Origin of the sequence: Actinomadura terrae, from assembly GCF_022751215.1 — a bacterium.
Taxonomy (GTDB): domain Bacteria; phylum Actinomycetota; class Actinomycetes; order Streptosporangiales; family Streptosporangiaceae; genus Spirillospora; species Spirillospora terrae.
The window spans coordinates 1,603,833-1,627,468 of sequence record NZ_JAICDG010000001.1 but is presented as its reverse complement, the minus strand read 5'-3'; the positions used below and the strand labels follow the sequence as shown (position 1 = coordinate 1,627,468).

The following is a 23,636-nucleotide window of genomic DNA, read 5'->3' as shown; positions in this document are numbered from 1 at the left end:
TCACAACACAACAGGTCCCGCTCGGGGCGGCCCCCACGCGATGTGGCGTGTGGGGGCCGCCCGCCTTTTCAGGCGGGCTTGCGGGCGAGGGCGCCGTACATGTGGACGTGGGCGTCGTCGACGGCCGCCGCCTCCTCGTCCGGGTGCCAGTGGTTGACGAGGACGACGCCCGGGTCGAGCAGTTCCAGGCCGCGGAAGAAGCCTCCGAACCGCTCCTTGTCGCGCGCGACGATCGGGATGCCGTTCGCGTTGTAGGCGGCGACCCCGGCCTCGACCTCCTCGGGCGCGCTGTCGGCCGTGCACGCGGAGACGGCGAGCAGGCTGCCCGGCGCCAGCGGCTCCAGGAGCCGGTCGATGATCCCCTGCACCTCCGCGTCGTCGGGCATGAAGTGGACGATGGCGATCAAACTCACCGCGACCGGACGGCTCAGGTCGAAGGTGTCGCGCAGCTGCGCCGAGCCGAGGATCGCGTCGGCGTCGAGGAAGTCGGCGTCGAGGTAGCTGGTCCGGCCCTCGGGGGTGCTCGTCAGCAGGGCGCGCGCGTGCACGAGGACGATCGGGTCGTTGTCGACGTAGAGGATGCGCGCGTCCGGCGCGACCGACTGCGCGACCTCGTGCAGGTTCGGCGAGGTGGGGAGCCCGGTGCCGATGTCAAGGAACTGGCGAATGCCGTGCTCGGCGGCCAGGTGGTGCGCGAGCCGCGCCATGAAGTTCCGGTTCGCGCGCATGGACTTCGGGAGGTTGGGCCAGTCGGCGACGATGGCGCCCGCGGCGGCCCGGTCGGCGGGGTAATTGTCCTTTCCGCCGAGAATGTAGTCATAAACACGTGCGGAGTGAGGTATGTCCGTCTTTAGGTCGATCTTACTGTCCGTCATGTACAACCCCGAAAGGAAAGTGGGACCTGTTTTCGGGATCATATGCCCTCGTGACCGCTCTTGATCTTCGGGTGGCGACCCCCCGTCCGGCGATCGTCCGGCGATCTCCCGGCGATCGGACGCGAACCCCGCCGGATCGCTTCCGCACCGCTGCGACATGGGGGATCATGGCGGGGTGAACCTCAGCGTCTCCTCGACCGACGACCTGTCCGCGCGCGTCGCCGCTCTGCGCGCCCGCCACGCCGAGCGCCGCCCCGGGCCCGCCGAGGGCCGCCAGCCGGTGCACACGGTCTACGTCCCGGCCGACCGGTTCTCCCGCTCGACGCCCGCCGACTTCGGCGCCGAGGGGCTGCGGCTGCTGAACACCCACACGCCCGGCGCGGGCTCGTTCGGCGCCGCCTTCGGGCTCGACCCGGAGATCGCCGGGCTCGTCCGGGAGCGGGTCGCGGCGAAGCTGTCCGGCGAGCCGGTCGAGGACGTGCGGATCGACTTCGAGGACGGCTACGGCGTGCGCGGCGACGCCGAGGAGGACGCGCACGTCGAGCAGGTCGCCGAGGCCGTCGCCGCCGCGTACCAGGCCAAGAGCCTGCCCCACTACTGGGGCGTGCGGGTGAAGTCCTTCGCCGACGGAGGCCACGACCGCGCGATGCGGACGCTCGACGGGTTCCTCACGACGCTGCGCGACCGGCTCGGGCGCCTGCCCGGCGGGTTCACGATCACCTTCCCCAAGGTCCAGACGGCCGGGCAGGTCGAGCTGTTCGCCGAGTACCTGGAGCGGCTGGAGACCGCGCTCGGCCTCCCGGCGGGCATCCTGCGGTTCGAGATCCAGGTCGAGACCCCCGACGCGCTGCTGGACGAGGACGGACGCGTCGCCCTGCTCCGCTACCCCGACGCCGCGGCGGGCCGGCTCACCGCCGCGCACTTCGGCGTGTTCGACTACACCGCCGCGCTCGGGCTGCCCCCCGAGGAGCAGCGCCTCGACCACCCGGCCTGCGACTTCGCCCGCGACCTCATGCAGGTCGCGTTCGCGGGCAGCGGCGTCCGGCTGTCGGACGGCTCGACCAACGTCATCCCGCGCAACGACGGGCCGGACGAGGTCAACATCGCCTGGTCGGTGCACGCCGCGCACGTCAGGCACTCGCTGCGGCACGGCTTCTACCAGGGCTGGGACCTGCACCCCGCGCACCTGCCGAGCCGGTACGCCGCCGTCTACGGCTTCCACCTGACCGGCGTCGACGACGTCATCGGCCGCGTCCGGGCCTGGCACGACCAGGCGGCGGGGCACGGCGGCGGGGTGCTGGACGAGCCCGCGACCATCACCGCGCTCACCGCCCGGCTGCGCCGCGCCGTCGACTGCGGCGCCCTGGACGAGAGCGCGCTGCCCGCGTCCGAGCTCGCCTGACCTCCTCTCCTTCTTCGGCGGTTGCCGCTGAGCGTTCGCTCAGCTAGCTTTGAGTGAGTACTCACTCAGAGGAGATGGCCATGTCGGCTGAAGAAGAAGTGCGGAAGCTGGGCGAGCGGTGGGCGGACGCCGAGCGCGCCATGGACACCGGGGCCCTGGCCGAGCTGCTCGACGAGGACTTCCGCGCCGTCGGGCCGGTCGGCTACGTCCTCACCAAGGAGCAGTGGATCGGCCGCTACGAGGGCGGGCTGAAGGTCACCGCGTTCACGCTGCGGGCCGTCGGCGTGCGCGTCTTCGGTGACACCGCGATCGCGATCGGCACGCAGGTGCAGGAGGCGACCCACCAGGGGCGTCCGACGGAGGGCAGGTTCCGCGTCACGCAGGTCTACCTGCGGCGGGACGGGACGTGGCGCATCGCGAGCATGCACCTGTCGCCCCAGCAGGCACCCTGACGCACCTCAGACCGAGATGCCGTTGAGGGCGCCGCGGAGCTGCTCCTCCTCGTAGGCGAAGTGCGCGTCGAGCCGGGCCGTGACCCGGTCGAGCTCGGCGCGCACGCGTTCGGGGTCGGCCGCGCCGAGGTCGTCCAGCAGGGCCTGGAGGTTCCGCCGGGCCCGCTCCACCTCGACGTGCTCGCGGCGCAACCGGTCGAGGACGGGCGCGAGGTGCGGCGCCTCCCTCTCCAGCAGCGGGAACCCGCGCGTCTCCTCGTTGTCGTGGTGCTCGCCGAGGGCGCCGCAGACCTCCGTGCAGTGCTCGCGCAGCTGCGCGGCCAGATCCGGAGCCGGTTGCCGGCCGTCCAAGAACGCGAGCACCTCCTCCCGCAGCGCGGCGAGCCGAACCCGCAGGTCGTCGTGGATTCTCACCAGCGCGTCGCCGAGCGACACGGCGCCGCCCGGCCGTGGTCCCGTGGTCGCGTTCGAGGGGCTCTCGGTCATCGGTCTCCTATCCTGGGTACGCCCGGCAGACTTTGCTTTGGAAGCAAAGTCTTTTATAAGACAAAGCTATTTTGGACGGCCAGCGCATGTCAACCGATGAGCACGCGGGACCCGGCGTCGACGACGGCATCCGCACGATGCTGCTGCTGATGCCCCGGCTGGTGTCGGCCGCCAAGCGGATCCGGGTCCCGGACGAGCTGGCCGGCTTCGACCTGGCGCCCCGGCACCTGTCCCTGCTCGCCTACCTGCTGTTCGACGGGCCGATGAGCGTCAACGAGCTGGCCGGGCGGCTGGAGGTCGCGCCCGCCACGGTGAGCCTGATGGTCGGCGACCTGAGCCGGCAGGGCATCCTGCACCGCGCGGAGGACCCCGCCGACCGGCGCCGGACGATCGTGAGCGTCGCCCCCGAGCACCTGCCCGCCGTCAACGGCTGGCTCGGCCAGGGCGCGGGCGCGTGGCGTACCGCGCTGGAGCCGCTGACGGCCGCCGAGCGCCGGATGTTCATCGACACGCTGCTCGCCTACGAGCGCGCGGTCACCGAGGCCCGCTCACGCTGACCCGGGCGCCCGGCGGCCCGCTTTCAGCCGAGGCCCGCGTCGAGGAGGGCGGCGAGGTCCTCGGGGGTGTCGATGTCGTCGGGGGCGGCGACGTCGTCGCACGCCACCGGCGTGACGAGGTCCGGGTGGGCGCGCAGGTAGCCGCGCGCGCCCCGGTCGCCGGTCGCCGCGTCCGCCGCCCCCGCGAAGTGCTCGGCCCGCAGCAGGACGGGGTTGCGCCACGCGCCGCCGTAGGTCGCCACGGCGATCCCCGCGCCCGCCTCGTACGCCCCCACCAGCCGCGCGATCGCCGCCGCGGTGACCAGCGGCTGGTCGACGAGCGCGACGACGGCGGCGGGGCAGCCCGCGGGCAGCGCGGCGAGCCCGGCGCGCAGTGACGAGCCCATGCCCTCCCGCCAGCCCGGGTTCGGGACGACCACCGCGCCGATCACCTCGACCTGCGCCGCGCCGGTCACGACGAGGACCGGGGAGCAGCCGGCGTCCCGCAGCGTCCGCACGCCCCGGTCGACAAGGCGCTCGCCGCGCAGTTCCAGCAGTGCCTTCGGACGGCCGAACCGGCGGCCCTCCCCCGCCGCGAGCAGCAGCCCGGCGGGGGGTTCACCGTTCAAGGCACTGTGCGGAGTCATCCCGCGAGGGTAGCCCGCTCACCCCGCCGCGGCGTGGATCCTGCCGCCGGTGTCGGTGAGCGGCCGCCCCGAGCCGCCCCAGCGGAGCTGGACGAGTTCGGCCGCGATCGACACCGCCGTCTCCTCGGGCGTCCGGGCGCCGAGGTCCAGGCCGATCGGCGAGCGCAGCCGCGCCAGCTCCCGGGGGGTCAGGCCCGCCTCGCGCAGCCGCTCCAGCCGGTCGTCGTGGGTGCGGCGCGACCCCATCGCGCCGACGTATCCGGCGCCGGTGCGCAGCGCCACCTCCAGCAGCGGCACGTCGAACTTCGGGTCGTGGGTGAGGACGCAGATCGCGGTCCGCTCGTCGACCAGGTCGCGGGTCTCCTCCAGGAACTTGTGCGGCCACTTCACCACGACCTCGTCGGCCTCGGGGAACCGCTTCGGCGTCGCGAACACCGGCCGCGCGTCGCACACCGTCACGTGGTAGCCGAGGAACTTGCCGATCCGCGCGACCGCCGCCGCGAAGTCGATCGCGCCGAACACCAGCAGGCGCGGCGGCGGGGCGAAGGAGTGCACGAACACGGTCAGGTCGTCCAGCCGCCGCTCGCCCTCGCGCCCGTAGTGCCGCGGGCCGGTGAGGCCCTGGGCGAGCATGCCGCGCGCGTCGTCGTCGACCGCCGCGTCCAGCCGGGCGGCGTAGGGCTCGCCGGGCGCGAGCGACCCGGACGCGCGGTCCCGCCACAGGACGCGCCGCGCGCCGAGCCGTCCGGGCCCGCCGACGACGGTCGCGACCGCGACCGGCTCGCGCGCCCGGATCGCCTCGGCGACCTCCGCGAACTCCGGGAACGTCGCGGGGCCGACCGGCTCGACCAGCACGTCCAGGATGCCGCCGCAGGTCAGCCCGACCGCGAACGCGTCGTCGTCGCTGACCCCGTAGCGCCGCACGACGGGCTCGCCGCTCGCGATCACGCTCTGGGCCAGCTCGTACACCGCGCCCTCGACGCAGCCGCCGGACACGCTGCCCGCGACCTCCCCGCCCGCCGACACGGCCATCGCCGCCCCCGCCGGACGCGGCGCGCTGCGGAAGGTGTGCACCACCGTCGCCAGCCCGAACGTCTCCCCCGACGCGTACCACCCGGCGATGTCGTCCAGCACGTCACGCAAGGCCTGCCTCCTTATCTCCTGCCCGTCCCCGGCCCGCCCGCGATGAGGCGTGCCAGGTGCTCCAGCGCCGCCAGGCTGTGCCCGGACGTGAAGTCGTCGACGTGCGGCAGCGCCGCCGCCATCCCCGCCGTCAGCGGCTCGTACCCGGGCCGCGCCTTGTGCGGGTTCGCCCACACGACCCGGTGCGCGAGCCGCCGCAGCCGGGCCATCTGGTCGCCGAGCAGGGCGGCGTCGCCGCGCTCCCAGCCGTCGGAGGCGATCACGACGACGGCGCCCCGGGCGAGGCCGCGCTGCCCGAACCGGTCGAGGAACTCCTTCAGCTCCTCGCCGAGGCGGGTGCCGCCGCTCCAGTCCGGGATGGCCGCGGACGCCGCCGCCATCGCCGTGTCGGGGTCGCGGTGCCGCAGTTCGCGGGTGAGCCGGGTGAGCCGGGTTCCGGCGCTGAAGACCTCCACGTCCCGGCCGCCCGAGCGGGCGGCGGCGTGCGCGAACCTCAGCAGCGCGTCGGCGTAGGGGCTCATCGACCCGCTGACGTCCACGATCAGCACGACGCGGCGGGGGCGGGTCCGGTGCGCGCGGTGCCGCAGCAGCGCGGTCTCGCCGCCGCGCCTCAGCGTCTCCCGGATCGTCCGGCCGGGGTCGAGGCGTCCCGCGGGCGCCGGGGCGAACCGGCGCGACCTGCGCGGCTCGGCGCCCGCCTCCAGCAGGGCGATGAGCCGCGCCACCTCGGCGCGCTCGGCCGCGGTCAGCCGCGCCACGTCCCGGTCGCGCAGCACCTCGGCGGCGCTCGCGGCGGACGCCTCGGGCTCGCCCGGCCGCTCCCCCTCCCCGGCGGCGTCCAGGACGGGACGCGCCGCGCGCCGCACCACCACCGGCGGTGGCCGGCGCCCCGGACGGGCCGTCGCGCCAGAGAAGTAGGCGGCGAAACAGCGGTCGTAGCGGGCGAGGTCGTCGGGGTCGGCGCACAGCGTCAGCCGCCCCGCCCAGTACACCTGCGCGGCGTCCAGCACGTCGAGGTGGTCGAGCGCCGCGATCATCGCCTGGACGCGCTCGGGCCCCGCGCCGCCGCCCGCCGCGCGCACCGTCCTGGCGAACCCGACCATCGTCTCGGTGACGTCACGCATCCGCGTCGCCCCCCGCCAGGCTGGGCGCGAGCAGGGCGTCGAGGCCGCCGTCGAGCACGCGCCGCTGGTCCTCGCGGTACTTCAGGACGGCGCCGAGCGTGACCGCCGCCGTCCCCGGGTCGAGGTCGCGGACGCCGAGCGCGAGCAGCGCCCGCGTCCAGTCCAGCGACTCGGCGACGCCGGGCGGTTTGAGCAGGTCGGCGCCGCGCAGCCGCTGCGCGGCGCGGGCGACCCGGCCGGCGAGGCGCCCGGTCGCCTCCGGCAGCCGGCGCCGGATGATCGCGACCTCGCGGTCGAACGACGGGTGCTCCAGCCAGTGGTACAGGCAGCGCCGCTTGAGCGCGTCGTGCACCTCGCGGGTGCGGTTGGAGGTGACGACCACGACCGGCGGGCGCTCGGCCGCGATCGTGCCGAGCTCGGGCACCGTGATCGTGAAGTCGCTCAGCACCTCCAGCAGGAACGCCTCGAACTCGTCGTCGGCGCGGTCGAGCTCGTCCACCAGCAGGACGCTCGGCGTCGTCTCCAGCGCCCGCAGCAGCGGCCTGGCCAGCAGGAACCGCCGGTCGTACAGCTCGCCCTCCAGCCGGGCGACATCGCGCGCCCCGGCGGCCTCGGCGGCGCGCAGGTGCAGGAGCTGGCGGGGGAAGTCCCAGTCGTAGAGCGCCTGCGAGGCGTCCAGCCCCTCGTAGCACTGGAGCCGGATCAGCGGCGCGCCGAGCACCAGCGCGAGCGTCTTGGCCAGCTCGGTCTTGCCGACCCCGGCCTCGCCCTCCAGGAACAGCGGGCGGCCCATCCGCAGCGCGAGGAAGCACGCCGTCGCCAGCCCGTCGTCGCAGAGGTAGGCGTGCCGCTCCAGCAGGCCCGCCAGTTCGGCGGGCGAACCGACCTGGTCGGCGGTCGCCGGCGCGCTCTCCCCCACGATCAACAGGCTACCCAGCGGCACAAGCGGCGCATATGCAGTCGATCTACCCATCTTAATCAGTAGGGATTGTTGACTTTTGTTCCGTCACTCAGCAGCATCATGCCCATGCGATTCGGTGACCGGGAGCCCCTGACCGGCAGCGACGGCCGGGCCCAAGACCTGACCGACGAGGCGACCTACGAGCGTGTCCGATCGATCTCCCGGCGCGGGCTGCTGCGCCTCTCGGCGGGCGCCGGGCTCGGCGCCGCCATCGGCGCCGCCCCCGCGGGCGCCGTGGCCGCGGCGGAGGACCCCGCGACGGGCATCGTCAAGCCGCTCCCGCCCGAGCTGTTCATCCCGCACGGCACCAACGCCGAGATGCGCTGGGAGGCCATGTCCGGCCAGGGCTACCTCACGCCCGTCGACCGGTTCTTCGTCCGCAACCACGTCGCGACGCCCCGGATCGACGCGCGGACGTGGCGGCTCAAGCTGTGGGGCACCGGCCTGCGCGGCGCCCCCACCGAGGACCGCCCGGTCGAGCTGACGTACGAGGACCTGCTCGGACTCCCCTCGCAGACCTACACCGCGTCGATCGAGTGCACCGGCAACGGGCGCGGCTTCTACACCGCGCAACAGGGCCAGCAGGTGTCCGGCACGCCCTGGCGGCTCGGCGCGGTGGGCGTCGCCCGCTGGCGCGGCGCGCGGCTCTCGGACGTCCTGGAGCGCGCGGGTCTCACCCCCGCGGCCGTGGACATCCTGCCCCGCGGGTTGGACGCTGACTATGTGGACAAGGGCGAGAACCTCGGCCGCGTGCGGCGCCCGCTCCCCGTCGCGAAGGCGCTCAAGGACGTCCTGCTGGCCTACGAGATGAACGGCGCGCCGCTGCCGCCCGACCACGGGTTCCCGGTCCGGCTGGTCGTGCCCTCGTGGGTGGGCATCGCCTCCGTGAAGTGGCTCGGCGACATCCAGGTCGCGGACGAGCCGCTGTTCTCCCCCTGGAACACGCGCTACTACCGCCTCTTCGGTCCCGGCTACCCGCCCGAGGGCAGCGCCCCGCTCACCCGCATGAACGTCAAGGCGGCGTTCGAGCTGCCCTGGGAGGCGACGCTGCGCGCCGGGCGCGTCCACGTCCTGCGCGGGCGGTCGTGGTCGGGCAACGGCCGGGTCCGGCGGACGGAGGTCAGCGTCGACGGCGGCCGGACCTGGCGGCGGGCCCGGCTCCACGACGCGCACGCGAGCCCGAGCGGCTGGGTCCGCTGGGAGTTCCCGTGGCGCCCGTCCGCGCCGGGCCGGTACGAGCTGCTGGCACGTGCCACCGACGCGACCGGCGCGTCCCAGCCGCCCATCGCCCCTTTCAACACGTTCGGCTACCTGTTCGGCGCCGTCGTCCGGCACCCGGTCACCCTCGCCTGAAAGGACACCCATGGCACTGTGGAAGCCCGACCCGACGTTCTACGCCTCGCCCCGGGACGCGGTCTCCGCCCCGCCCGAGAAGCTGGCCTACGTCGCCGCGTTCGACCGCGCCGCCGAGAAGCCGGACGCGATCGCGGTGCTGGACGTCGACCCCGGCTCGCCGTCCTACGGCGACGTCGTCGGCTGGACCGAGCTGCCCTACCTCGGCGACGAACTGCACCACTTCGGCTGGAACGCGTGCAGCAGCGCCCTGTGCCCCTACGCGCCGCACCCGCACGTGGAGCGCCGCTACCTGATCGTGCCGGGCCTGCGATCGTCGCGGGTCTACGTCATCGACACCAAGGAGAACCCGACCGCGCCCGAGATCGTCAAGGTCCTGGAGCCGGACGAGCTGGCCAAGCGCGCCGGGTACTCGCGCCCGCACACCGTCCACTGCGGGCCCGAGGGGCTGTACCTCACCGCGCTCGGCGGCGCGAACGGCGAGGACGGCCCCGGCGGTATCGCCCTGCTCGACCACACCTCGTTCGACGTCCTCGGCCGCTGGGAGGTCGACCGGGGCCCGCAGTACTTCGCCTACGACGCGTGGTGGCACATCGCGCACGACGTCCTCGTGACCTCCGAGTGGGGCACCCCGTCCATGATCGAGGACGGGGTCGTCGGCGAACTGCTGCTCGGCCGCAAGTACGGGCACGCGCTGCACTTCTGGGACCTGCGCAAGCGCCGCCACGTCCAGACCGTCGACCTCGGCGACGAGCACCAGATGGCGCTGGAGCTGCGTCCCGCGCACGACCCCACCAAGCAGTACGGGTTCGTCGGCGTCGTCGTCAGCGTCGAGGACCTGTCGGCCTCCGTGTGGGCCTGGCACCGCGACGGCGACGGCTGGGCGGCGAAGAAGGTCATCACGATCCCCGCCGAACCGGCCGACGCCGCCGATCTGCCGCCCGTCATCGCGCCGTTCGGCGCCGTCCCGCCGCTGGTCACCGACATCGACCTGTCCGTGGACGACCGGTGGCTGTACGTCTCGTGCTGGGGCACCGGCGAGCTGAAGCGCTACGACGTCAGCGACCCGTTCAACCCGGTCGAGGCGGGCTCGGTGCGCCTCGGCGGCATCACCGGCCGGGCCGTGCACCCGGCCGCGCCCGACCTGCCCCTGTCGGGCGGCCCGCAGATGGTGGAGGTCAGCCGCGACGGCCGCCGCGTCTACGTCACCAACTCCCTCTACGGCGCGTGGGACGACCAGTTCTACCCCGACGGCGTCGGCGCCTGGATGGCCAAGCTCGACTCCGACCCCGACGACGCCTCCGCGAGCGGCTTCACGCTCGACGAGCGCTTCTTCCCGAACGGCGAGGCGTTCCGCGGCCGCCGTCCCCACCAGACCCGCCTCCAGGGCGGCGACGCGTCCTCCGACTCCTACTGCTATCCGTGACCGACGGCTCGCTCGCCGCCCTCGTCGCGCTCGGCGCCTTCCACGGCCTCAACCCGGCGATGGGCTGGCTGTTCGCGGTGGCCCGCGGCCTCCAGGAGCGCAGCAGGGCCCTCGTCCTGCAATCGCTCCCGGCGATCGCCGCGGGCCACGCCGCCTCGGTCGGCGCCGTCGCCGTCCTCGTCGCGCTGACCCGCTCGGTCCTCGCGACGCAGACGCTCGCGATCGGCGGCGGCGTGCTGCTCGTCGGCTTCGGCCTGTGGCGGCTGCTGTCGCAGCGCCACTTCCGCTGGGTCGGCATGCGGATCTCGCTGTGGCAGCTCGCCGGCTGGTCGTTCCTGATGTCGTCGGTGCACGGCGCGGGCCTGATGCTCCTGCCCGTCCTGACGTCCTCGGGCACGGCCCCCGCGGGCCACGACCACGGCCTGCACGCCTCCGGCAGCGCCCTGTCGACGGGCGTGTTCGTCACCGCCGTCCACACGCTCGCGATGTTCACGGTCGCGGGCATCGTCGCGGTCGCCGTCTACGAGATCCTCGGCCTCGCCGTCCTCCGCCGCGCCTGGTTCAACCTCGACCGCCTCTGGGCCGCCGCCCTCATAGGCGCCGGCACCATAACCCTCCTCACCGCCCTCTGACCCGCCCTTACCGGGCGCGCCGTCCCACAGCCGTAAGGTCGATCTCGATGTCGAACGGCACCGTCACCTTGAGGACGCCGTGATGGATTCCGGTCAGCGCGTAAGCGCGCGTGGCCGGATCGAGTTCGTAAACGTAGGCGGTCGTCTTCCCGTCCTCGTTCTCCACACGCCAGAAGTGCCGGATCCCGGCCGCCGCGTACTTGCGCGGCTTGGTGTCCCGGTCACGGTCGACGGACTCCGGTGACACCGCCTCCACCACCAGCACGACGTCCTCGGGAAGGTAGTAGGTGGACGGCTCGTCCCGCTCGAACGCCTCAGCGGTCACGAGCAGCACGTCCGGCTCCGGAACCTGCCGCTTGGCCAGCCTGACGGTCATCTCACGCTCCGCCCGCAGGTCCGCGGGGCTTTGCCGGTCCAGTTCATGGGCGAGCATCTGGACGACCCGTGTGTGCCACTTCTCCTGCGGGCTCACGAAGACGAGACTCCCGTCGATCAGCTCCGTGTGCCGGGGGGTGTTCATTCGCAGGAAGTCGTCGGCGGTGAAGCCGCCCGGCGGGGGGAACACCCAGTCTGGCAGCGCGTCGGCATCCATGTGACCACTTTCCGCAACGACCTTGACACTCTGAGCGCTCATGGCCTCACTGTCGCACAGCCAAGTGCTCAGTACCACCACAAGTTTAAGGGAGCCGTCAGGTGGGGTTGGGGGCTTCGCCTTGGGTTTGGAGGAGGGTGCGGAGTTCGGCCAACTGGTGGGCGGCGAGGGTCTTCTCGGCGCCGTTGATGCCCATGGCGCCGAAGGACGTGCCGTCGGCGAGGTCGAGGGTGGGCCAGGGTTCGCCCTCGCTCATCGTCACGTCGATGACCTCGGCCCATTCGAGGCGGCGGGTGCGGAAGGGGTTGACGACCGTGAGGCCCGCGGCGTCGGCCGCGACGCGGCAGCGGGCCAGCATGTGCAGGATCCAGCCGACGAACAGGCCGAAGACGACCAGCAGGATCCGGTCGAACAGCTTGAACTGCGGTGCCACGACCACGGCGAGCACGATCATGCCGAGCACGATGGTGCCCGCCGTGGCGTAGGCGACGATCCGGGTGACGCGGGGACGCCACACGGTCGGCAGGGCCGGGACGTCAGTCAACGATCTTCGAGATCGGGATTTCGAGGATGTCGTGGGCGCCGGCGGCCTTCAGCGCCGGGATCAGGGTGTTGACGCCGCGCTTGGCGACCACGGACTCCACGGCGCTGGAGTCGCCGCCCGCGAGGGAGGTGACGGTCGGCGCGGACATCGAGGGCATGATGTCGAGGACGGCGCGCAGGTCGCCCTGCGCCACGTTCAGCTTGAGCAGCACGTTGCCGCGGGCGCGGATCGCGCCCTGGAGCAGCAGCGCCACGTCCTCCATGGCGGCGCGCTTGGCCTCGTCCTCGTAGGCGGCGCGGTTGGCGACGAGCTCGGTGTAGCTGGTCAGCAGCGTGTCGAGGATACGCAGGCCGTTCTTGCGCAGCGACGACCCGGTCTCGGTGAGGTCGACGATCGCGTCCACGATGTCGGGCACCTTCGCCTCGGTCGCCCCGTAGGACGGGACCACCGTCGCCTTCACGCCGTGGCGCTCCAGGAAACGGCGGGTCATCGCGGGGAACTCGGTGGAGATCCGCACGCCCTCCGGCAGGTCGGAGACCTGCCGCCACGGCGCGTCCTCGGGCACCGCCATGATCACCCGGACCGGGTTGGAGGTCGCCTTGGAGTACTGGAGCTCGCCGAGGCTGACCACGTCGGAGTCGGTCTCGGTGATCCAGTCGCGGCCGGTGATGCCGAGGTCGAACAGGCCCTGTTCGAGGTAGGTCGGGATCTCCTGCGGGCGCAGGACCCGCACCCGGTCGATGCGGGGGTCGTCGATGGAGGCGCGGTAGTCGCGGTCCGAGGCGCGCCGGACGGTGAGGTCGGCGGCGTCGAACAGCGCGAGGGTCGCCTTCTCCAGCGACCCCTTGGGCAGGACGAGTGACAGCACGGAAAAGCCTTTCGGATGGATGCGGACGGAGACCGGTCGTCTCAGGAGCCCCGGTCGTCTCAGGAGCCCGGTGGCGCGGGTCGGTCGGGGGCGCTCGGGCCCCCGTGCCCCGCGATCAATGCTCCAGGACGTGCCCGGCGTGACCGTGATGCCGCAGACCCCTCAGGGTCAGTGCCGTGTCGAGTGCGGCCACGGTCGCCTCCCATCCCTTGTCCTCGTGGCTGTCGGGCAGCCCGCTGCGGTCCAGTGCCTGCTCAATGGTGTCACATGTGAGCACCCCGTTGCCCACCGGAGTCGCCTCGTCGAGCGCGACACGGGTCACACCGGAGGTGACGGAGTCGCAGACGTAGTCGAAGTGGGCGGTCTGCCCCCGGACGACGGCGCCGAGGACGACGACGGCGTCGAGGTCGCGGGCGAGCTGCTGGGCGACGACGGGCAGCTCCAGGGCCCCGGCGACGCGGACGACGACGGGCTCGTCCACGCCGCATGCCTTGGCGGCGGCGAGGGCACGTTCCAGGAGCTGGTCGGTGATCTGGGCGTGCCAGCGGGTGCAGGCGACGCCGAGCGTGAGCCCGGCGGCCTCCACGGTGGCGTCCTCGGGGCGTCCGGCGCCGCTCATGTCAGTCCCTCGATCCGGTGTCCGAGACGGTCGCGCTTGACCGTCAGATAGCGCCGGTTGTGGTCGGTGACGACGACCGGCATGGTCTCGCGGCCCCGCACGTCCAGGCCGAAGCCCTCCAGGCCCCTCAGCTTGGCCGGGTTGTTGGTGAGCACCCGGACGGAGCGGACGCCGAGGTCGCGCAGCATGTGGGCCGCGTTGGAGTACTCGCGCGCGTCGGCGGGCAGGCCCAGCTCCAGGTTGGCGTCGACGGTGTCGGAGCCCTTGTCCTGGAGGGCGTAGGCGCGGAGCTTGGCGAGCAGGCCGATGCCGCGTCCCTCGTGGCCGCGCAGGTACAGCACGACGCCGCGCCCCTCGCGCGAGATCCGCTCCATGGCGGCGTCGAGCTGGGGGCCGCAGTCGCAGCGCTCGGAGTGCAGGACGTCGCCGGTGAGGCATTCGGAGTGGGCGCGGACCAGGACGTCCTCGCCGTCCTCGACGTCGCCGAGGACGAGCGCGACGTGCTCGCCGCCGTCCACGGCGCTGGCGAAGCCGACGGCGCGCCACGTCCCGAACCGGTTGGGGACGCGGGTCTCCACGACGCGGGTGACCATGGACTCGGTGCGCCTGCGGTACTCGGCGAGCGCCTCGATGGAGATCAGCTTCAGGCCGTGCTCCTTGGCGAACACCTGGAGTTCCGGCAGCCGCGCCATCGTGCCGTCGTCGTTGACGACCTCGGCGAGGACGCCCGCGGGGGCGAGCCCGGCCATCCGCGCGAGGTCGACGGCGGCCTCGGTGTGGCCGCGGCGGCGCAGGACGCCGCCCTCGCGGTAGCGCAGGGGGAAGATGTGCCCGGGGCGGACCAGCTCGGGGGGCTCGGTCGCCGGGTCGCAGAGGGTGCGGATCGTCCTGGCGCGGTCGGCGGCGGAGATGCCGGTGGTCACGCCGTCGCGGGCGTCCACGCTGATGGTGTAGGCGGTGCGCATGTGCTCGTTGTTCTGCGACGTCATCAGGGGGATCTGGAGCCGGTCCAGGTCCGCGCCCGTCATCGGGACGCAGATCACGCCGCTGGTGTGCCGGATCGTGAACGTCAGCAGCTCCGGCGTCGCCTTCGCGGCGGCGAAGATGATGTCGCCCTCGTTCTCGCGGTCCTCGTCGTCGACCACCACGACGGCACGGCCCGCCGCGATGTCGGCGACCGCCGCCTCGATGGAGTCGAAGATCCCGTCGTCGTTACCGCTCATCATGTGTCCCGTCATAGGGGCCGCTCACGCGGTCACCGCCTTGTTGTGGGGGGCCCGGACGTCCCGGGACTCCCTGAGCCAGTTCCTGAACCCGGCGATCACCATCACGAAGAAGATCCCGTAGACGGCGCCGGAGACGTACAGCCCGGAGTTGAGGGCCAGCGGCACGCCGACGAGGTCGACGAGTACCCAGATGACCCAGAAGTCGACGAGGGCGCGGCTCTGCGCGAACGTCGCGACCGCGCTGCCGACGAAGATGTAGGCGTTCGCCCACGGGGACCAGGCGACCTTCAGCCAGTCCAGGTGGATGAACAGCTCGGCGACGACGACCGTCCCGGCGGCGAGGGCGGTGAGGAGCACGGCGCGTTCGCGGAGCGTCGCCTGCCGGACGACGAGGCCGCGCTCCTGGCGGCGGCCCCGGGTCCACATGGCCCAGCCGAAGAGGGCGAGCACGCAGAAGAGGAGTTGCTTGAGGGCGTTGCCGGGGACGTGCGCGTGCAGGGACGCGGCGAGCAGCAGCAGCGCGCCCGTGAGCTGGACGGGCCACGTCCAGAGCGTCTTGCGCATGGCGAGCCACACGACGGCGAGGGACAGGATGTTGCCGATGAGGTCGGTCCAGAGGATGTGCTCGCCGAACAGGGAGAAGTCCGCGTTGAGCCAGTTCATGTCGGGTCACCGACCGTTCTCTCGCCGAGCGCCCGGTCGCCGATGAGCCGCTCGACGTACTTGGCGACGACGTCGGCTTCGAGGTTCACCGGGTCGCCGGGCTTCTTGTGGCCGAGCGTGGTGAGGGAGAGCGTGGTGGGGATGAGCGCGACGCTGAAGCGGTCGGTCCCGGCCTCGACGACGGTGAGGCTGATGCCGTCCACGGTGATGGAGCCCTTGTCGACCACGTAGCGGCTCAGGTGGGCGGGGAGGGAGATCGTGACGACGTCCCAGCGCTCGCCGGGCTCGCGGGAGAGGATCTCGCCGACGCCGTCCACGTGGCCCTGGACGAGGTGGCCGCCGAGCCGGTCCGACAGCCGGACGGGCCGCTCCAGGTTGACCGGGGAGCCCGCGGCGAGCGCGCCGAGGCCGGACCTGTCGAGCGTCTCCTTCATGGCGTCGGCGGTGAAGGCGTCGCCCTTGACGTCCACGACGGTGAGACAGACGCCGTTGACGGCGATCGACGCGCCGTGCACGGCGTCCCGCGTGACCAGCGGGCCGCGGATGGTGAGGACGGCCGAGTCGCCGTCGTGCTCGATCGCCACGATCTCGCCGAGTTCCTCGACGATGCCGGTGAACATCTCCCGGGCCTCCTAGGTAAGGCTCCGGGGGACGTGCGTGTGGCGAAACAGCGCCCCAATGCAGGGGCGTACGGCGCGCTGCCTCCCATCCGGACTTTCACCGTCGGTCCCGGAGTTCCACCGGGTCAACCGGCCGATGGCTTCGGCCGGGTCGCGGACTGTCACCGCCGGTTCGGAATTGCACCGACCCCGGAGCACGCGTGCACTGCTTGGCAACCAGTGTGCCACGCCGCCCATTCCCGTTCCGATGTGAGGAACGCCACGGCCGCATGTGGTCGAACAAGCGTTCGCTTGTTCTGCGGCATGCGGTCCCGGTCAGGCGATGCGGAGGCCGCCGGGGGCGGAGGTGACCCGGGAGAGGTCCTGGACGGTGTGGTGGGCCGAGGCCAGCGCCTCGGCGGGGTGGCTGGTGGTCACGGCCACGACGGTGGCCCCGGCGGCGCGTCCGGCGGCGACGCCCGCGGGCGCGTCCTCGAAGACGAGGCAGCCGGAGGGGTCCACGCCGAGGCGCTCGGCGGCCAGCAGGTAGCCGGACGGGTCGGGCTTGCCCAGCACGACGTCCTCGGCGGTGACGACGACGTCCGGCAGCGGGACCCCGGCCACGCGGGTGCGGACGGCGAGCTGCTCCCGGTCCATGGAGGTGACCATCGCCCAGGGCAGGCCGTTCATGGACGCGAGGAGGTCGTGGACGCCGGGGAGCGCGGTGATGCCGTCGCTGCGGGCGGCCTCCAGCTCGTCCAGGCGCGCGGTGGCGGCGCGCACCTCCTCCGCCGGGAGGAAGTCGGCGACGCGGTCGCTGGTGCGGCGGCCGTGCGAGCCCTCCAGGTACACGTCGGGGTCGATGCCGTACTCGGCGGCCCACTCGCGGGCGGCGCTCTCGATCAACGGGGTGGAGTCGACGAGCGTGCCGTCCACGTCGAAGAGGACGGCGCGGCAGGAGAGGATCACTCCCCGCCCCCCGCGGCCGCCGCCTGGTTCCGGAGGGCCCGGACGGCCTCGGCGGGGTCGTCGGCGCCGTAGACGGCGCTGCCCGCGACGAACACGTCGGCCCCGGCCTCGGCGCAGCGCTCGATCGTCTCCGCGCTGACGCCGCCGTCGACCTGGAGCCAGACGGGCAGGTCGCGGTCCTTGATGAGGGCGCGGGCGCGGCGGATCTTCGGGAGCACGACGTCCAGGAACTTCTGGCCGCCGAAGCCCGGCTCGACGGTCATGAGCAGCAGCATGTCGATCTCGCCCAGCAGGTCTTCGAGGCCCTCGACGGGCGTCGCGGGGTTGACGCCCAGCCCGGCGCGCGCGCCCGCCGCGCGGATGGCGCGGAGCGTCCGGATCGGGGCCTTGGCGGCCTCGGCGTGGATCGTGACGCTGCCCGCGCCCGCCTCGGCGTACTGGGGCGCCCAGCGGTCGGGGTCCTCGATCATGAGGTGGCAGTCGAGCGGCAGGGCGCTGTGCTTGAGCAGCGCCTCGACGACCGGCAGGCCGAGGGTCAGGTTGGGCACGAAGTGGTTGTCCATGACGTCGACGTGGACCCAGTCGGCCGCGTCGGCGATGAGCGCGACATCGTCGGCGAGACGGGCGAAGTCGGCGGACAGGATGCTGGGTGAGATCTGCGGAGCCATGATGGGATGAGTCTATTGGCGCAGTTCGGCGAGCCCGTCACCCGGCCGCCCCACAGCGGGGGCCGGACGCCGCGCCAGGCCGAGCCGCACGAACGCCTCCGGCGCGCCCGCGGTCGCCCACAGCCCGAGCAGCATCTGGACGGCGAACGCCGGGACGGGATGGACCCCGAGCAGGTACCCGAGCGCGGAGAGGGCCAGCGCGCCCGCGACCCCCACGGGGAGGCGTGCCAGGCGCCGCCAGGGCTCTCCGCCCGCGTCGAACCAGCCCCGGGCGGACATCAGCGAGAGTCCCGCCAGGAGCCCGCAGAGACCGCCGCTGGCGGCGGCCACCTCGTTCATGGTGATCGGACGGGTGCGGCCCCCGGCGGCGACGATGGCGCGCGCCCACGCGTCCGGCCACTGCCAGGCGTGCAGCGAGTGGACGGCCGCCCAGCCCGCGCCCACCCCCGCCAGGGACACCGCCAGGGCGAGGGCCAGCTGCACGGCCAGGGGACGCCGCGTCCACCAGGGGACGAGCAGGGGTTCGAGGCCGAGCGCGGCGACGAGCACGACGAGCCCGACCGCCCAGCCCGCGAGGACCTGGCCCGTCGAGTGCACGCCCAGGTAGACGCGCGAGACGCCGATCAGGACGACGGCGATGACGGCACCGGCCCACAGGAGCCACCGCCGGGTTCGCGTCGCGAAGAAGCCCCACAGGATCACGGCGTTCTGCGAGTGGCCGGACGGCATCCCGAATGAGGTCCTGGACTCCCTCCCGGTGATCCCGGGGTCGGTCCAGTACGGGCGGGGAGCGTGGAACACCAGCTTCAGGACGGTGTTGATCACCGACCCGAACGCCAGGATCACCGTGCCCCGCGCCGCGAGGCGCGGATCGACGCACCAGTACACCGCCGCGAGCAGGGGGATGGTGAACCCGGCGCTGCCGAGGTACGACATCACGTGCATGAAGGCGGTGAGCATGGGGTGCGGTGGAAACCTCCTGGTCAGTCCGTCCCGTCGGGGCCGGGGCGGCGCAGTAGGGCGAGGAACATCGCGTCGGTGCCGTGCCGGTGCGGCCAGAACTGCGCGTACGGGCCGTCGCCCAGGCCGGTGAGTTCCGGCGCGACCCCGGCCAGGACGGACGGCGCGTCCAGCCGTTCGACGTCGGCGCGCTTGCGCAGTACGTCGTCGACGACCACGCGCGTCTCGGCCAGGTGCGGCGAGCAGGTGACGTAGGCGACCACCCCGCCCGGGCGGACGGCGTCCAGCGCCGAGCCCAGCAGCGCGCGCTGGAGCGGGCCCAGCTCGGCGATCGCCTCGGGGCCGCGCCGCCAGCGCGCCTCGGGACGGCGGCGCAGCGCGCCGAGGCCGGTGCAGGGGGCGTCGAGCATGACGCGGTCGAACACGCCCGGACGCCAGGCGGGCGCGGTGCCGTCGGCGACGACGACGCCGGTGCGCGCGTCCACGGCGCGGGCGACCAGCCCGGCGCGGTGGGGCTGGACGTCGGCGGCGAGGAGCCGCGCGCCGCCTCCGGCCGCGACGGCCGACAGCAGGCCCGCCTTGCCGCCGGGGCCCGCGCACAGGTCGGCCCAGCGGGCGTCGGGGCCCGACAGCGGAGCCGCCGCCAACGCCAGCGCGACCAGCTGGCTCGCCTCGTCCTGGACGGCGGCGCGGCCCTCGCGGACGGCGGCGATGCCCGCCGGGTCGCCCTCGGGCAGGAGCGCCGCGTACGGCGAGTAGGAGGTCGGCTCGGCGCCCGCGTCGCGCAGCTCGTCGACGGTGGAGCGCCCAGGGCGGGCGACGAGCGTCACCTGGGGACGGGCGTTGTCGGCGGCCAGCAGCGCGTCGATCTCGGCGCGCTCGGGGCCCAGCGCGTCCCGGAGCGCGGACACGATCCACTTGGGGTGGCTGTGCGCGACCGACAGGCGGGTGGTGACGTCGGCGTCCTCGGGGGCGACGATCGCGAGCCAGGCGTCGAGGTCGCGGGTGGTGACCTTGCGCAGCACGGCGTTGGCGAACTTCGCCTGGCCCGGGCCCGACACCGACCGGGCGAGTTCCACGGCCGTCCCCACGGCGGCGTGCGGCGGGATGCGGGTGGCGAGGATCTGGTGCGTTCCGAGGCGGAGGACGTCAAGGAGGGGCGCGTCGATGCGGCGCAGCTCCCGGTCGCTGCACAGCGCGAGGACCGCGTCGTAGGTGCCGCGTCCGCGCAGCGTCCCGTAGGTCAGTTCGGTGGCGAGGGCGGCGTCCCGGCCGGTGAGGTTCCGGTCGCGGAGCCGCGCGGGCAGCAGCAGGTTGGCGTAGGCGTCCCGGGTCTCGACGGCGCGGATGACGTCGAAGGCGGTGCGGCGGACGAGGTCCTGCGGGCGGCCGGTCTGGCGCGGCCCTCCCGGGCGGCGGTTCCTGCCGTGGTCGGCTCGGCGGTTGCGGGCGGGGGCCATCAGTGCAGCGCGTCCTTGCCGATGAGGTTGACGCCGCGGACCCAGTCGGCGGCGGCCATGCGGCGCTTGCCCTGCGGCTGCACCTCGCCCAGCGCGACCGGATGCGTGGCCGTGCCGACCAGCACCTCCTTCTTGCCCGGACGGATCTCACCGGGGCTCAGCGCGGCGGCGTCCGGCCCGAGCGCGTCGGGCGCGAGGCGGACGGGCCAGAGCTTCACGCGGGTGTCGCGGAAGTTCGTCCACGCGCCAGGGGTGGGCGTGCACGCGCGGACCAGCCGGTCGATGTGCTGGGCCGGGGAGCGCCAGTCGACGTGGGCGTCCTCGGGGTTCAGCTTGGCGGCGGTGGAGACGCCGTCCTCGGGCTGGGGACGCGGCACCAGCACGCCCGCCTCGATGCCGTTCATCGTGTCGAGCAGCAGCGTCGCGCCCGCCACGGCGAGCCGTCCGAGCAGGTCGCCGGTGGTGTCGTCGGGCCGGATCGGCTCGGTGAGCACGCCGTAGACCGGGCCGGTGTCCAGGCCCTCCTCGATCTGGAACGTCGCCGCGCCGGTCATGTCGTCGCCGTGCAGGATCGCGCGCTGCACGGGCGCGGCGCCGCGCCAGGCGGGCAGCAGCGAGAAGTGCAGGTTCACCCAGCCGTGCCGGGGGATGTCCAGCGCCTCGCGCGGCAGCAGCGCACCGTAGGCGACGACCGGGCAGCAGTCGGGGGCGATCTCGCGCAGCCGGGCGAGGAACTCCGGGTCGCGCGCCTTGGCGGGCTTGAGCACCTCGACGCCCGCCTCGGCGGCCCGCTCGCCGACCGGGCTGGCCACCAGGTGACGGCCACGGCCCGCGGGCGCGTCGGGACGGGTCACGACCGCGACGACCTCGTGCGGGGACGCGAGGAGCGCGTTCAGGGCCGGGAGCGCCGTCTCGGGGGTTCCCGCGAAGACCAGCCTCACTCAGATCGCCTTCCCGAACGTGCGGTGCGGGGACTCCTTCACGACCGGCGCCGGGTCGCCGAACCACTCGGCCTCCCGGATCGCTTTCATCGCGGCCTTGCGCTGCTCGGGGTCCATCCGGTCGATGAAGATGATGCCGTCCAGGTGGTCGGTCTCGTGCTGGACGCAGCGCGCCAGCAGGTGCGTGCCCTCCAGCGTGATCGGCTCGCCGTGCATGTTGAAGCCCTTGGCCACGACGCCCACCGACCGGGGGGTGGGGAACGCCAGGCCGGGCAGCGACAGGCAGCCCTCGTCGCCGGTCTCCTGCTCCTCGGTGAGGTCCAGGGTGGGGTTCACCACGTGCCCGAGCCGGTCGTCGACGTAGTAGGTGAACACGCGCAGGCCCACGCCGAGCTGCGGCGCGGCCAGCCCGGCGCCGGGAGCGTCGATCATCGTGTCGGTGAGGTCCTTGACCAGGAGGCGCAGCTCCTTGTCGAAGTCCCGCACCGGCTCCGCGGGCGTGCGCAGGACGGGGTCGCCGAAGAGGCGGATGGGCTTGACGGCCAACGAGGACTCCGTTTCCTGGGGTGGGAGAGCCGTTTCCCGGAGCGGGACGGACAGGAGCGGGACGGACAGGGGACGCGCTACCGCCCCCAGTCTACGGAGGCGGTGGGCGTGACCGCGCTACCCGCCGCCGCTCCCGGGCGCGCTCCCTATCCCGACGAGCGCGCCTTGTAGGCGGCGGTTCGAGCGGCCTTGGCGATGACCTTGTCGGGATGATGGTCGCCGAGGGCCTCCAGGACGCCGGCCACGTCGTCGTGGTGGGTGCGCCACAGCTCGTCGATCATCGCGAGCAGCTCCGGGCCGGGCGGCGCGTCGGCCAGCGCGGCCTCGACGGCGTCGGCGGGCTCGGCGGTCTCCAGCATCCCGGCGACGGTGTCGACGAACACCCACAGGTACTCCTCGCGGGCCAGCTCGCGCCCCGAGGCGTCGCCCGCCGCGTTCAGCCACAGCACCGCGTACGGCGAGACCAGCGGATGCTCGCGCGCGGCCCGGACCACCGGCGCGGCCTCCGGGCCGATCCGGTGCAGGACGGCGGCGGCGAGGTTGCGGGCGCCGGGGCCGCCCGTCCGCATGACGTCGAGGAGGTCGGCGGCGGCGTCCTTGGCGTCGCGGGCGGCGAGCCAGCCGGAGATCTCCTCGTCGGCGGTGTCCGGGCGGTGCCAGGTGAGGCCCTCGACCAGCCCGGCCGCCGACGCGTCCGCCAGCTCCCCGACCAGCGGCGCGGTGAACCCGTCGGCCAGCAGCAGCTCCCGGACGCCCCACACGCCGAGCGGCGTGAGCGCGCGTCCCTCCTCGCCGGCGGGCTCGACGATCCCCCACTCCTGGAGCGCGCCGAGCTCCAGCAGGAACGCGTCGACGACCAGGCTCGACATGGCGTCCTCGTCGGAGAAGTCGTAGCTCTCCCCGACGTGCTCGCGCAGCGCCTCCAGCAGCTCGTGGGGGGTCGTCGGCTCCTCCTGCTCGTACAGGTGGATCAGGACGCCGGTCATCTCGTTCTGGACGAGCTCCATCGCGTCCAGGCCGTCCTCGGGGTCGTGCTCGGGCACCACGACGGCGTCGAACAGCGGCAGCCAGGCGGCGAGCAGCGCCGCGTCGTCGGCCGACCGCAGGCCCTCCAGCGCGGGGCCGGACGCGGCGGCGCCGTCCCCGACGGTGATCACCTCGGCCTCGACGGCGGCCCACCACAGCCGCTCCAGCGCGCCCTCGTCCTCAAGCTGGGCGTACCCGCCCGTCAGCTTCATGCCGAGCACGTCGCGGGCCTCTTCGGCGTCGGCCTCGGTCAGCTGGTCGTGCTCGGTGAGCGCCCGCCCGTCCGCCCACTCCGCGAGCGCGATGACCCGCGCGGTCAGCTCCGACGCGCGGACGGCGGCGGCGAGCTCGGCCTCGGCCGGCAGCCGGACGGGCGGCACGACCAGCTCCTCGGTCTGCCGCAGGTACTCCTCGGTGCGGGCGTAGCGCTCGTCCTCGGGCAGCGCCTCGAACTCCGCCACCCACGCCTCGACGGCGTCCTGGTCGTCCAGCGGGACGCCGTCGGCGCGCATCAGCCCGGCGATGACCTCGGCCGCGACCTGCCGCTCGGCGGTGTCGGCGGCGGCCACGGCCGCGGCGAAGGCGGGGGCGGTCCGCTCGATCTCGGCCGCCAGCTCGGCGGCGCGCGGGGCGGGCACCGCGCGGGTGTCGCGCAGGAACGCCACGAGGCGGCGCAGGGTGTCCAGGACGGCGGGGACCTCGTCCGCGCCCGCGACCACCGACTCGGGGAACACCTCCAGCAGCAGCTCGCGGACCCCCTCGGCGGTCAGCTCCTCGGCCGCGCCGAGCCCCATCTCCTCGCGGACGAGGTCGAGCAGCAGGCGGGCGCCCTGCTCGTCCAGCTCCTCGCCGTGCTCGTCCGCCCACAGCCGCAGTTCGCCCGCGGTCGTCTCCACCCAGTTGTCGGCCACCCGTGAA

26 protein-coding genes and 1 riboswitch are annotated in these 23,636 nt (G+C 73.7%); of the genes, 6 read left to right on the top strand and 20 right to left on the bottom strand.

Annotated features, from left to right (window positions below; translation table 11 throughout):
* Positions 1-68: 68 nt before the first annotated feature.
* A complete protein-coding gene (locus K2F47_RS07285) occupies positions 69-875 on the bottom strand; it encodes an SAM-dependent methyltransferase (RefSeq protein WP_242901982.1) in 807 nt (268 codons plus the stop codon).
* Positions 876-1,050: 175 nt separating this feature from the next.
* Here K2F47_RS07285 and K2F47_RS07280 point away from each other — a divergent pair, with 175 nt between their 5' ends.
* Together K2F47_RS07280 and K2F47_RS07275 are read left to right on the top strand one after the other, a co-directional pair.
* Positions 1,051-2,277: a DUF6986 family protein gene (locus K2F47_RS07280; protein WP_242901981.1), complete on the top strand. Its 1,227-nt coding sequence runs from the start codon at positions 1,051-1,053 to the stop codon at positions 2,275-2,277.
* Positions 2,278-2,357: 80 nt separating this feature from the next.
* The gene (locus tag K2F47_RS07275; protein WP_242901980.1) at positions 2,358-2,729 is read left to right on the top strand and encodes a nuclear transport factor 2 family protein; all 372 of its coding nucleotides are present in this window, start codon (positions 2,358-2,360) and stop codon (positions 2,727-2,729) included.
* A gap of 6 nt (positions 2,730-2,735) precedes the next feature.
* Here K2F47_RS07275 and K2F47_RS07270 read toward each other — a convergent pair whose 3' ends face one another.
* Positions 2,736-3,215 carry a hemerythrin domain-containing protein gene (locus tag K2F47_RS07270; RefSeq protein ID WP_242901979.1) on the bottom strand — a complete coding sequence of 160 codons (480 nt, stop codon included), beginning with the start codon at positions 3,213-3,215 and terminating at the stop codon, positions 2,736-2,738.
* An 86-nt stretch (positions 3,216-3,301) separates the two neighbouring features.
* On the opposite strand from K2F47_RS07270, the gene K2F47_RS07265 reads away from it, so the two are divergent.
* The gene (locus K2F47_RS07265) at positions 3,302-3,772 is read left to right on the top strand and encodes a MarR family winged helix-turn-helix transcriptional regulator (RefSeq protein ID WP_242901978.1); all 471 of its coding nucleotides are present in this window, start codon (positions 3,302-3,304) and stop codon (positions 3,770-3,772) included.
* Positions 3,773-3,795: 23 nt separating this feature from the next.
* Here K2F47_RS07265 and K2F47_RS07260 read toward each other — a convergent pair whose 3' ends face one another.
* The 4 genes from K2F47_RS07260 to K2F47_RS07245 are packed head-to-tail and all read right to left on the bottom strand — an operon-like array spanning position 3,796 to position 7,584.
* Positions 3,796-4,398 carry a nucleotidyltransferase family protein gene (locus tag K2F47_RS07260; protein WP_242901977.1) on the bottom strand — a complete coding sequence of 201 codons (603 nt, stop codon included), beginning with the start codon at positions 4,396-4,398 and terminating at the stop codon, positions 3,796-3,798.
* 18 nt (positions 4,399-4,416) lie between these two features.
* Positions 4,417-5,541, bottom strand: coding sequence for an XdhC family protein (locus K2F47_RS07255; protein ID WP_242901976.1), 1,125 nt, complete (start codon positions 5,539-5,541; stop codon positions 4,417-4,419).
* An 11-nt stretch (positions 5,542-5,552) separates the two neighbouring features.
* Positions 5,553-6,665, bottom strand: coding sequence for a vWA domain-containing protein (locus K2F47_RS07250; RefSeq protein WP_242901975.1), 1,113 nt, complete (start codon positions 6,663-6,665; stop codon positions 5,553-5,555).
* A complete protein-coding gene (locus tag K2F47_RS07245; protein ID WP_242901974.1) occupies positions 6,658-7,584 on the bottom strand; it encodes an AAA family ATPase in 927 nt (308 codons plus the stop codon). The genes K2F47_RS07250 and K2F47_RS07245 overlap by 8 nt, the downstream gene beginning before the upstream one ends.
* Before the next feature lie 108 nt (positions 7,585-7,692).
* On the opposite strand from K2F47_RS07245, the gene K2F47_RS07240 reads away from it, so the two are divergent.
* From K2F47_RS07240 to K2F47_RS07230, 3 genes are read left to right on the top strand one after another with little or no spacing between them, the layout of a single operon-like run.
* Positions 7,693-8,979: a sulfite oxidase gene (locus tag K2F47_RS07240; RefSeq protein WP_242901973.1), complete on the top strand. Its 1,287-nt coding sequence runs from the start codon at positions 7,693-7,695 to the stop codon at positions 8,977-8,979.
* 10 nt (positions 8,980-8,989) lie between these two features.
* Positions 8,990-10,405, top strand: coding sequence for a selenium-binding family protein (locus K2F47_RS07235; RefSeq protein WP_242901972.1), 1,416 nt, complete (start codon positions 8,990-8,992; stop codon positions 10,403-10,405).
* Entirely contained in the window at positions 10,402-11,037 is a 636-nt protein-coding gene (locus K2F47_RS07230; protein WP_242901971.1) for a hypothetical protein, read from the top strand. Before K2F47_RS07235 ends, K2F47_RS07230 begins: the two co-directional genes overlap by 4 nt.
* Before the next feature lie 7 nt (positions 11,038-11,044).
* Here K2F47_RS07230 and K2F47_RS07225 read toward each other — a convergent pair whose 3' ends face one another.
* The 14 genes from K2F47_RS07225 to K2F47_RS07160 all read right to left on the bottom strand — a co-directional run bounded on the left by K2F47_RS07225 (position 11,045) and on the right by K2F47_RS07160 (position 23,629).
* On the bottom strand, positions 11,045-11,629 hold the full coding sequence (locus tag K2F47_RS07225) for a Uma2 family endonuclease (RefSeq protein WP_242901970.1): 585 nt from the start codon (positions 11,627-11,629) through the stop codon (positions 11,045-11,047).
* A gap of 97 nt (positions 11,630-11,726) precedes the next feature.
* Positions 11,727-12,173: a PH domain-containing protein gene (locus tag K2F47_RS07220; protein WP_242901969.1), complete on the bottom strand. Its 447-nt coding sequence runs from the start codon at positions 12,171-12,173 to the stop codon at positions 11,727-11,729.
* On the bottom strand, positions 12,166-13,041 hold the full coding sequence (gene hisG / locus K2F47_RS07215) for an ATP phosphoribosyltransferase (RefSeq protein WP_242901968.1): 876 nt from the start codon (positions 13,039-13,041) through the stop codon (positions 12,166-12,168). The genes K2F47_RS07220 and hisG overlap by 8 nt, the downstream gene beginning before the upstream one ends.
* A 115-nt stretch (positions 13,042-13,156) precedes the next feature.
* Complete coding sequence (gene ribH, locus K2F47_RS07210; RefSeq protein WP_156220983.1) at positions 13,157-13,660, bottom strand: 6,7-dimethyl-8-ribityllumazine synthase; 504 nt, start codon at positions 13,658-13,660, stop codon at positions 13,157-13,159.
* Positions 13,657-14,883, bottom strand: coding sequence for a bifunctional 3,4-dihydroxy-2-butanone-4-phosphate synthase/GTP cyclohydrolase II (locus K2F47_RS07205; protein ID WP_272496750.1), 1,227 nt, complete (start codon positions 14,881-14,883; stop codon positions 13,657-13,659). The genes ribH and K2F47_RS07205 overlap by 4 nt, the downstream gene beginning before the upstream one ends.
* Before the next feature lie 24 nt (positions 14,884-14,907).
* Complete coding sequence (gene pnuC / locus K2F47_RS07200; RefSeq protein WP_242901967.1) at positions 14,908-15,549, bottom strand: nicotinamide riboside transporter PnuC; 642 nt, start codon at positions 15,547-15,549, stop codon at positions 14,908-14,910.
* Entirely contained in the window at positions 15,546-16,169 is a 624-nt protein-coding gene (locus tag K2F47_RS07195) for a riboflavin synthase (protein WP_242901966.1), read from the bottom strand. Before K2F47_RS07195 ends, pnuC begins: the two co-directional genes overlap by 4 nt.
* 73 nt (positions 16,170-16,242) lie before the next feature.
* Positions 16,243-16,371, bottom strand: a riboswitch (FMN riboswitch).
* A 113-nt stretch (positions 16,372-16,484) separates the two neighbouring features.
* The gene (locus K2F47_RS07190) at positions 16,485-17,117 is read right to left on the bottom strand and encodes an HAD-IA family hydrolase (protein ID WP_242901965.1); all 633 of its coding nucleotides are present in this window, start codon (positions 17,115-17,117) and stop codon (positions 16,485-16,487) included.
* Complete coding sequence (gene rpe, locus K2F47_RS07185) at positions 17,114-17,785, bottom strand: ribulose-phosphate 3-epimerase (protein WP_242901964.1); 672 nt, start codon at positions 17,783-17,785, stop codon at positions 17,114-17,116. Before rpe ends, K2F47_RS07190 begins: the two co-directional genes overlap by 4 nt.
* A gap of 12 nt (positions 17,786-17,797) precedes the next feature.
* Positions 17,798-18,745: a phosphatase PAP2 family protein gene (locus K2F47_RS07180; RefSeq protein WP_242901963.1), complete on the bottom strand. Its 948-nt coding sequence runs from the start codon at positions 18,743-18,745 to the stop codon at positions 17,798-17,800.
* A 23-nt stretch (positions 18,746-18,768) separates the two neighbouring features.
* The gene (locus tag K2F47_RS07175; protein ID WP_242901962.1) at positions 18,769-20,205 is read right to left on the bottom strand and encodes an RsmB/NOP family class I SAM-dependent RNA methyltransferase; all 1,437 of its coding nucleotides are present in this window, start codon (positions 20,203-20,205) and stop codon (positions 18,769-18,771) included.
* On the bottom strand, positions 20,205-21,146 hold the full coding sequence (gene fmt / locus K2F47_RS07170) for a methionyl-tRNA formyltransferase (protein WP_242901961.1): 942 nt from the start codon (positions 21,144-21,146) through the stop codon (positions 20,205-20,207). Before fmt ends, K2F47_RS07175 begins: the two co-directional genes overlap by 1 nt.
* Positions 21,147-21,692 carry a peptide deformylase gene (gene def / locus K2F47_RS07165; RefSeq protein ID WP_242901960.1) on the bottom strand — a complete coding sequence of 182 codons (546 nt, stop codon included), beginning with the start codon at positions 21,690-21,692 and terminating at the stop codon, positions 21,147-21,149.
* A 146-nt stretch (positions 21,693-21,838) separates the two neighbouring features.
* Positions 21,839-23,629, bottom strand: coding sequence for a hypothetical protein (locus K2F47_RS07160; RefSeq protein WP_242901959.1), 1,791 nt, complete (start codon positions 23,627-23,629; stop codon positions 21,839-21,841).
* Positions 23,630-23,636: the final 7 nt, after the last annotated feature.

Coding starts and splice junctions, on each gene's coding strand:
- K2F47_RS07260 (WP_242901977.1), bottom strand. CDS start 4,398: ATGACTCCGCACAGTGCCTTGAACGGTGAACCCCCCGCCGGGCTGCTG.
- K2F47_RS07285 (WP_242901982.1), bottom strand. CDS start 875: ATGACGGACAGTAAGATCGACCTAAAGACGGACATACCTCACTCCGCA.
- K2F47_RS07265 (WP_242901978.1), top strand. CDS start 3,302: ATGTCAACCGATGAGCACGCGGGACCCGGCGTCGACGACGGCATCCGC.
- K2F47_RS07180 (WP_242901963.1), bottom strand. CDS start 18,745: ATGCTCACCGCCTTCATGCACGTGATGTCGTACCTCGGCAGCGCCGGG.
- K2F47_RS07175 (WP_242901962.1), bottom strand. CDS start 20,205: ATGGCCCCCGCCCGCAACCGCCGAGCCGACCACGGCAGGAACCGCCGC.
- pnuC (WP_242901967.1), bottom strand. CDS start 15,549: ATGAACTGGCTCAACGCGGACTTCTCCCTGTTCGGCGAGCACATCCTC.
- K2F47_RS07195 (WP_242901966.1), bottom strand. CDS start 16,169: ATGTTCACCGGCATCGTCGAGGAACTCGGCGAGATCGTGGCGATCGAG.
- K2F47_RS07225 (WP_242901970.1), bottom strand. CDS start 11,629: ATGGATGCCGACGCGCTGCCAGACTGGGTGTTCCCCCCGCCGGGCGGC.
- K2F47_RS07235 (WP_242901972.1), top strand. CDS start 8,990: ATGGCACTGTGGAAGCCCGACCCGACGTTCTACGCCTCGCCCCGGGAC.
- ribH (WP_156220983.1), bottom strand. CDS start 13,660: ATGAGCGGCGCCGGACGCCCCGAGGACGCCACCGTGGAGGCCGCCGGG.
- K2F47_RS07250 (WP_242901975.1), bottom strand. CDS start 6,665: ATGCGTGACGTCACCGAGACGATGGTCGGGTTCGCCAGGACGGTGCGC.
- K2F47_RS07240 (WP_242901973.1), top strand. CDS start 7,693: ATGCGATTCGGTGACCGGGAGCCCCTGACCGGCAGCGACGGCCGGGCC.
- K2F47_RS07275 (WP_242901980.1), top strand. CDS start 2,358: ATGTCGGCTGAAGAAGAAGTGCGGAAGCTGGGCGAGCGGTGGGCGGAC.
- K2F47_RS07270 (WP_242901979.1), bottom strand. CDS start 3,215: ATGACCGAGAGCCCCTCGAACGCGACCACGGGACCACGGCCGGGCGGC.
- K2F47_RS07205 (WP_272496750.1), bottom strand. CDS start 14,883: ATGAGCGGTAACGACGACGGGATCTTCGACTCCATCGAGGCGGCGGTC.
- rpe (WP_242901964.1), bottom strand. CDS start 17,785: ATGGCTCCGCAGATCTCACCCAGCATCCTGTCCGCCGACTTCGCCCGT.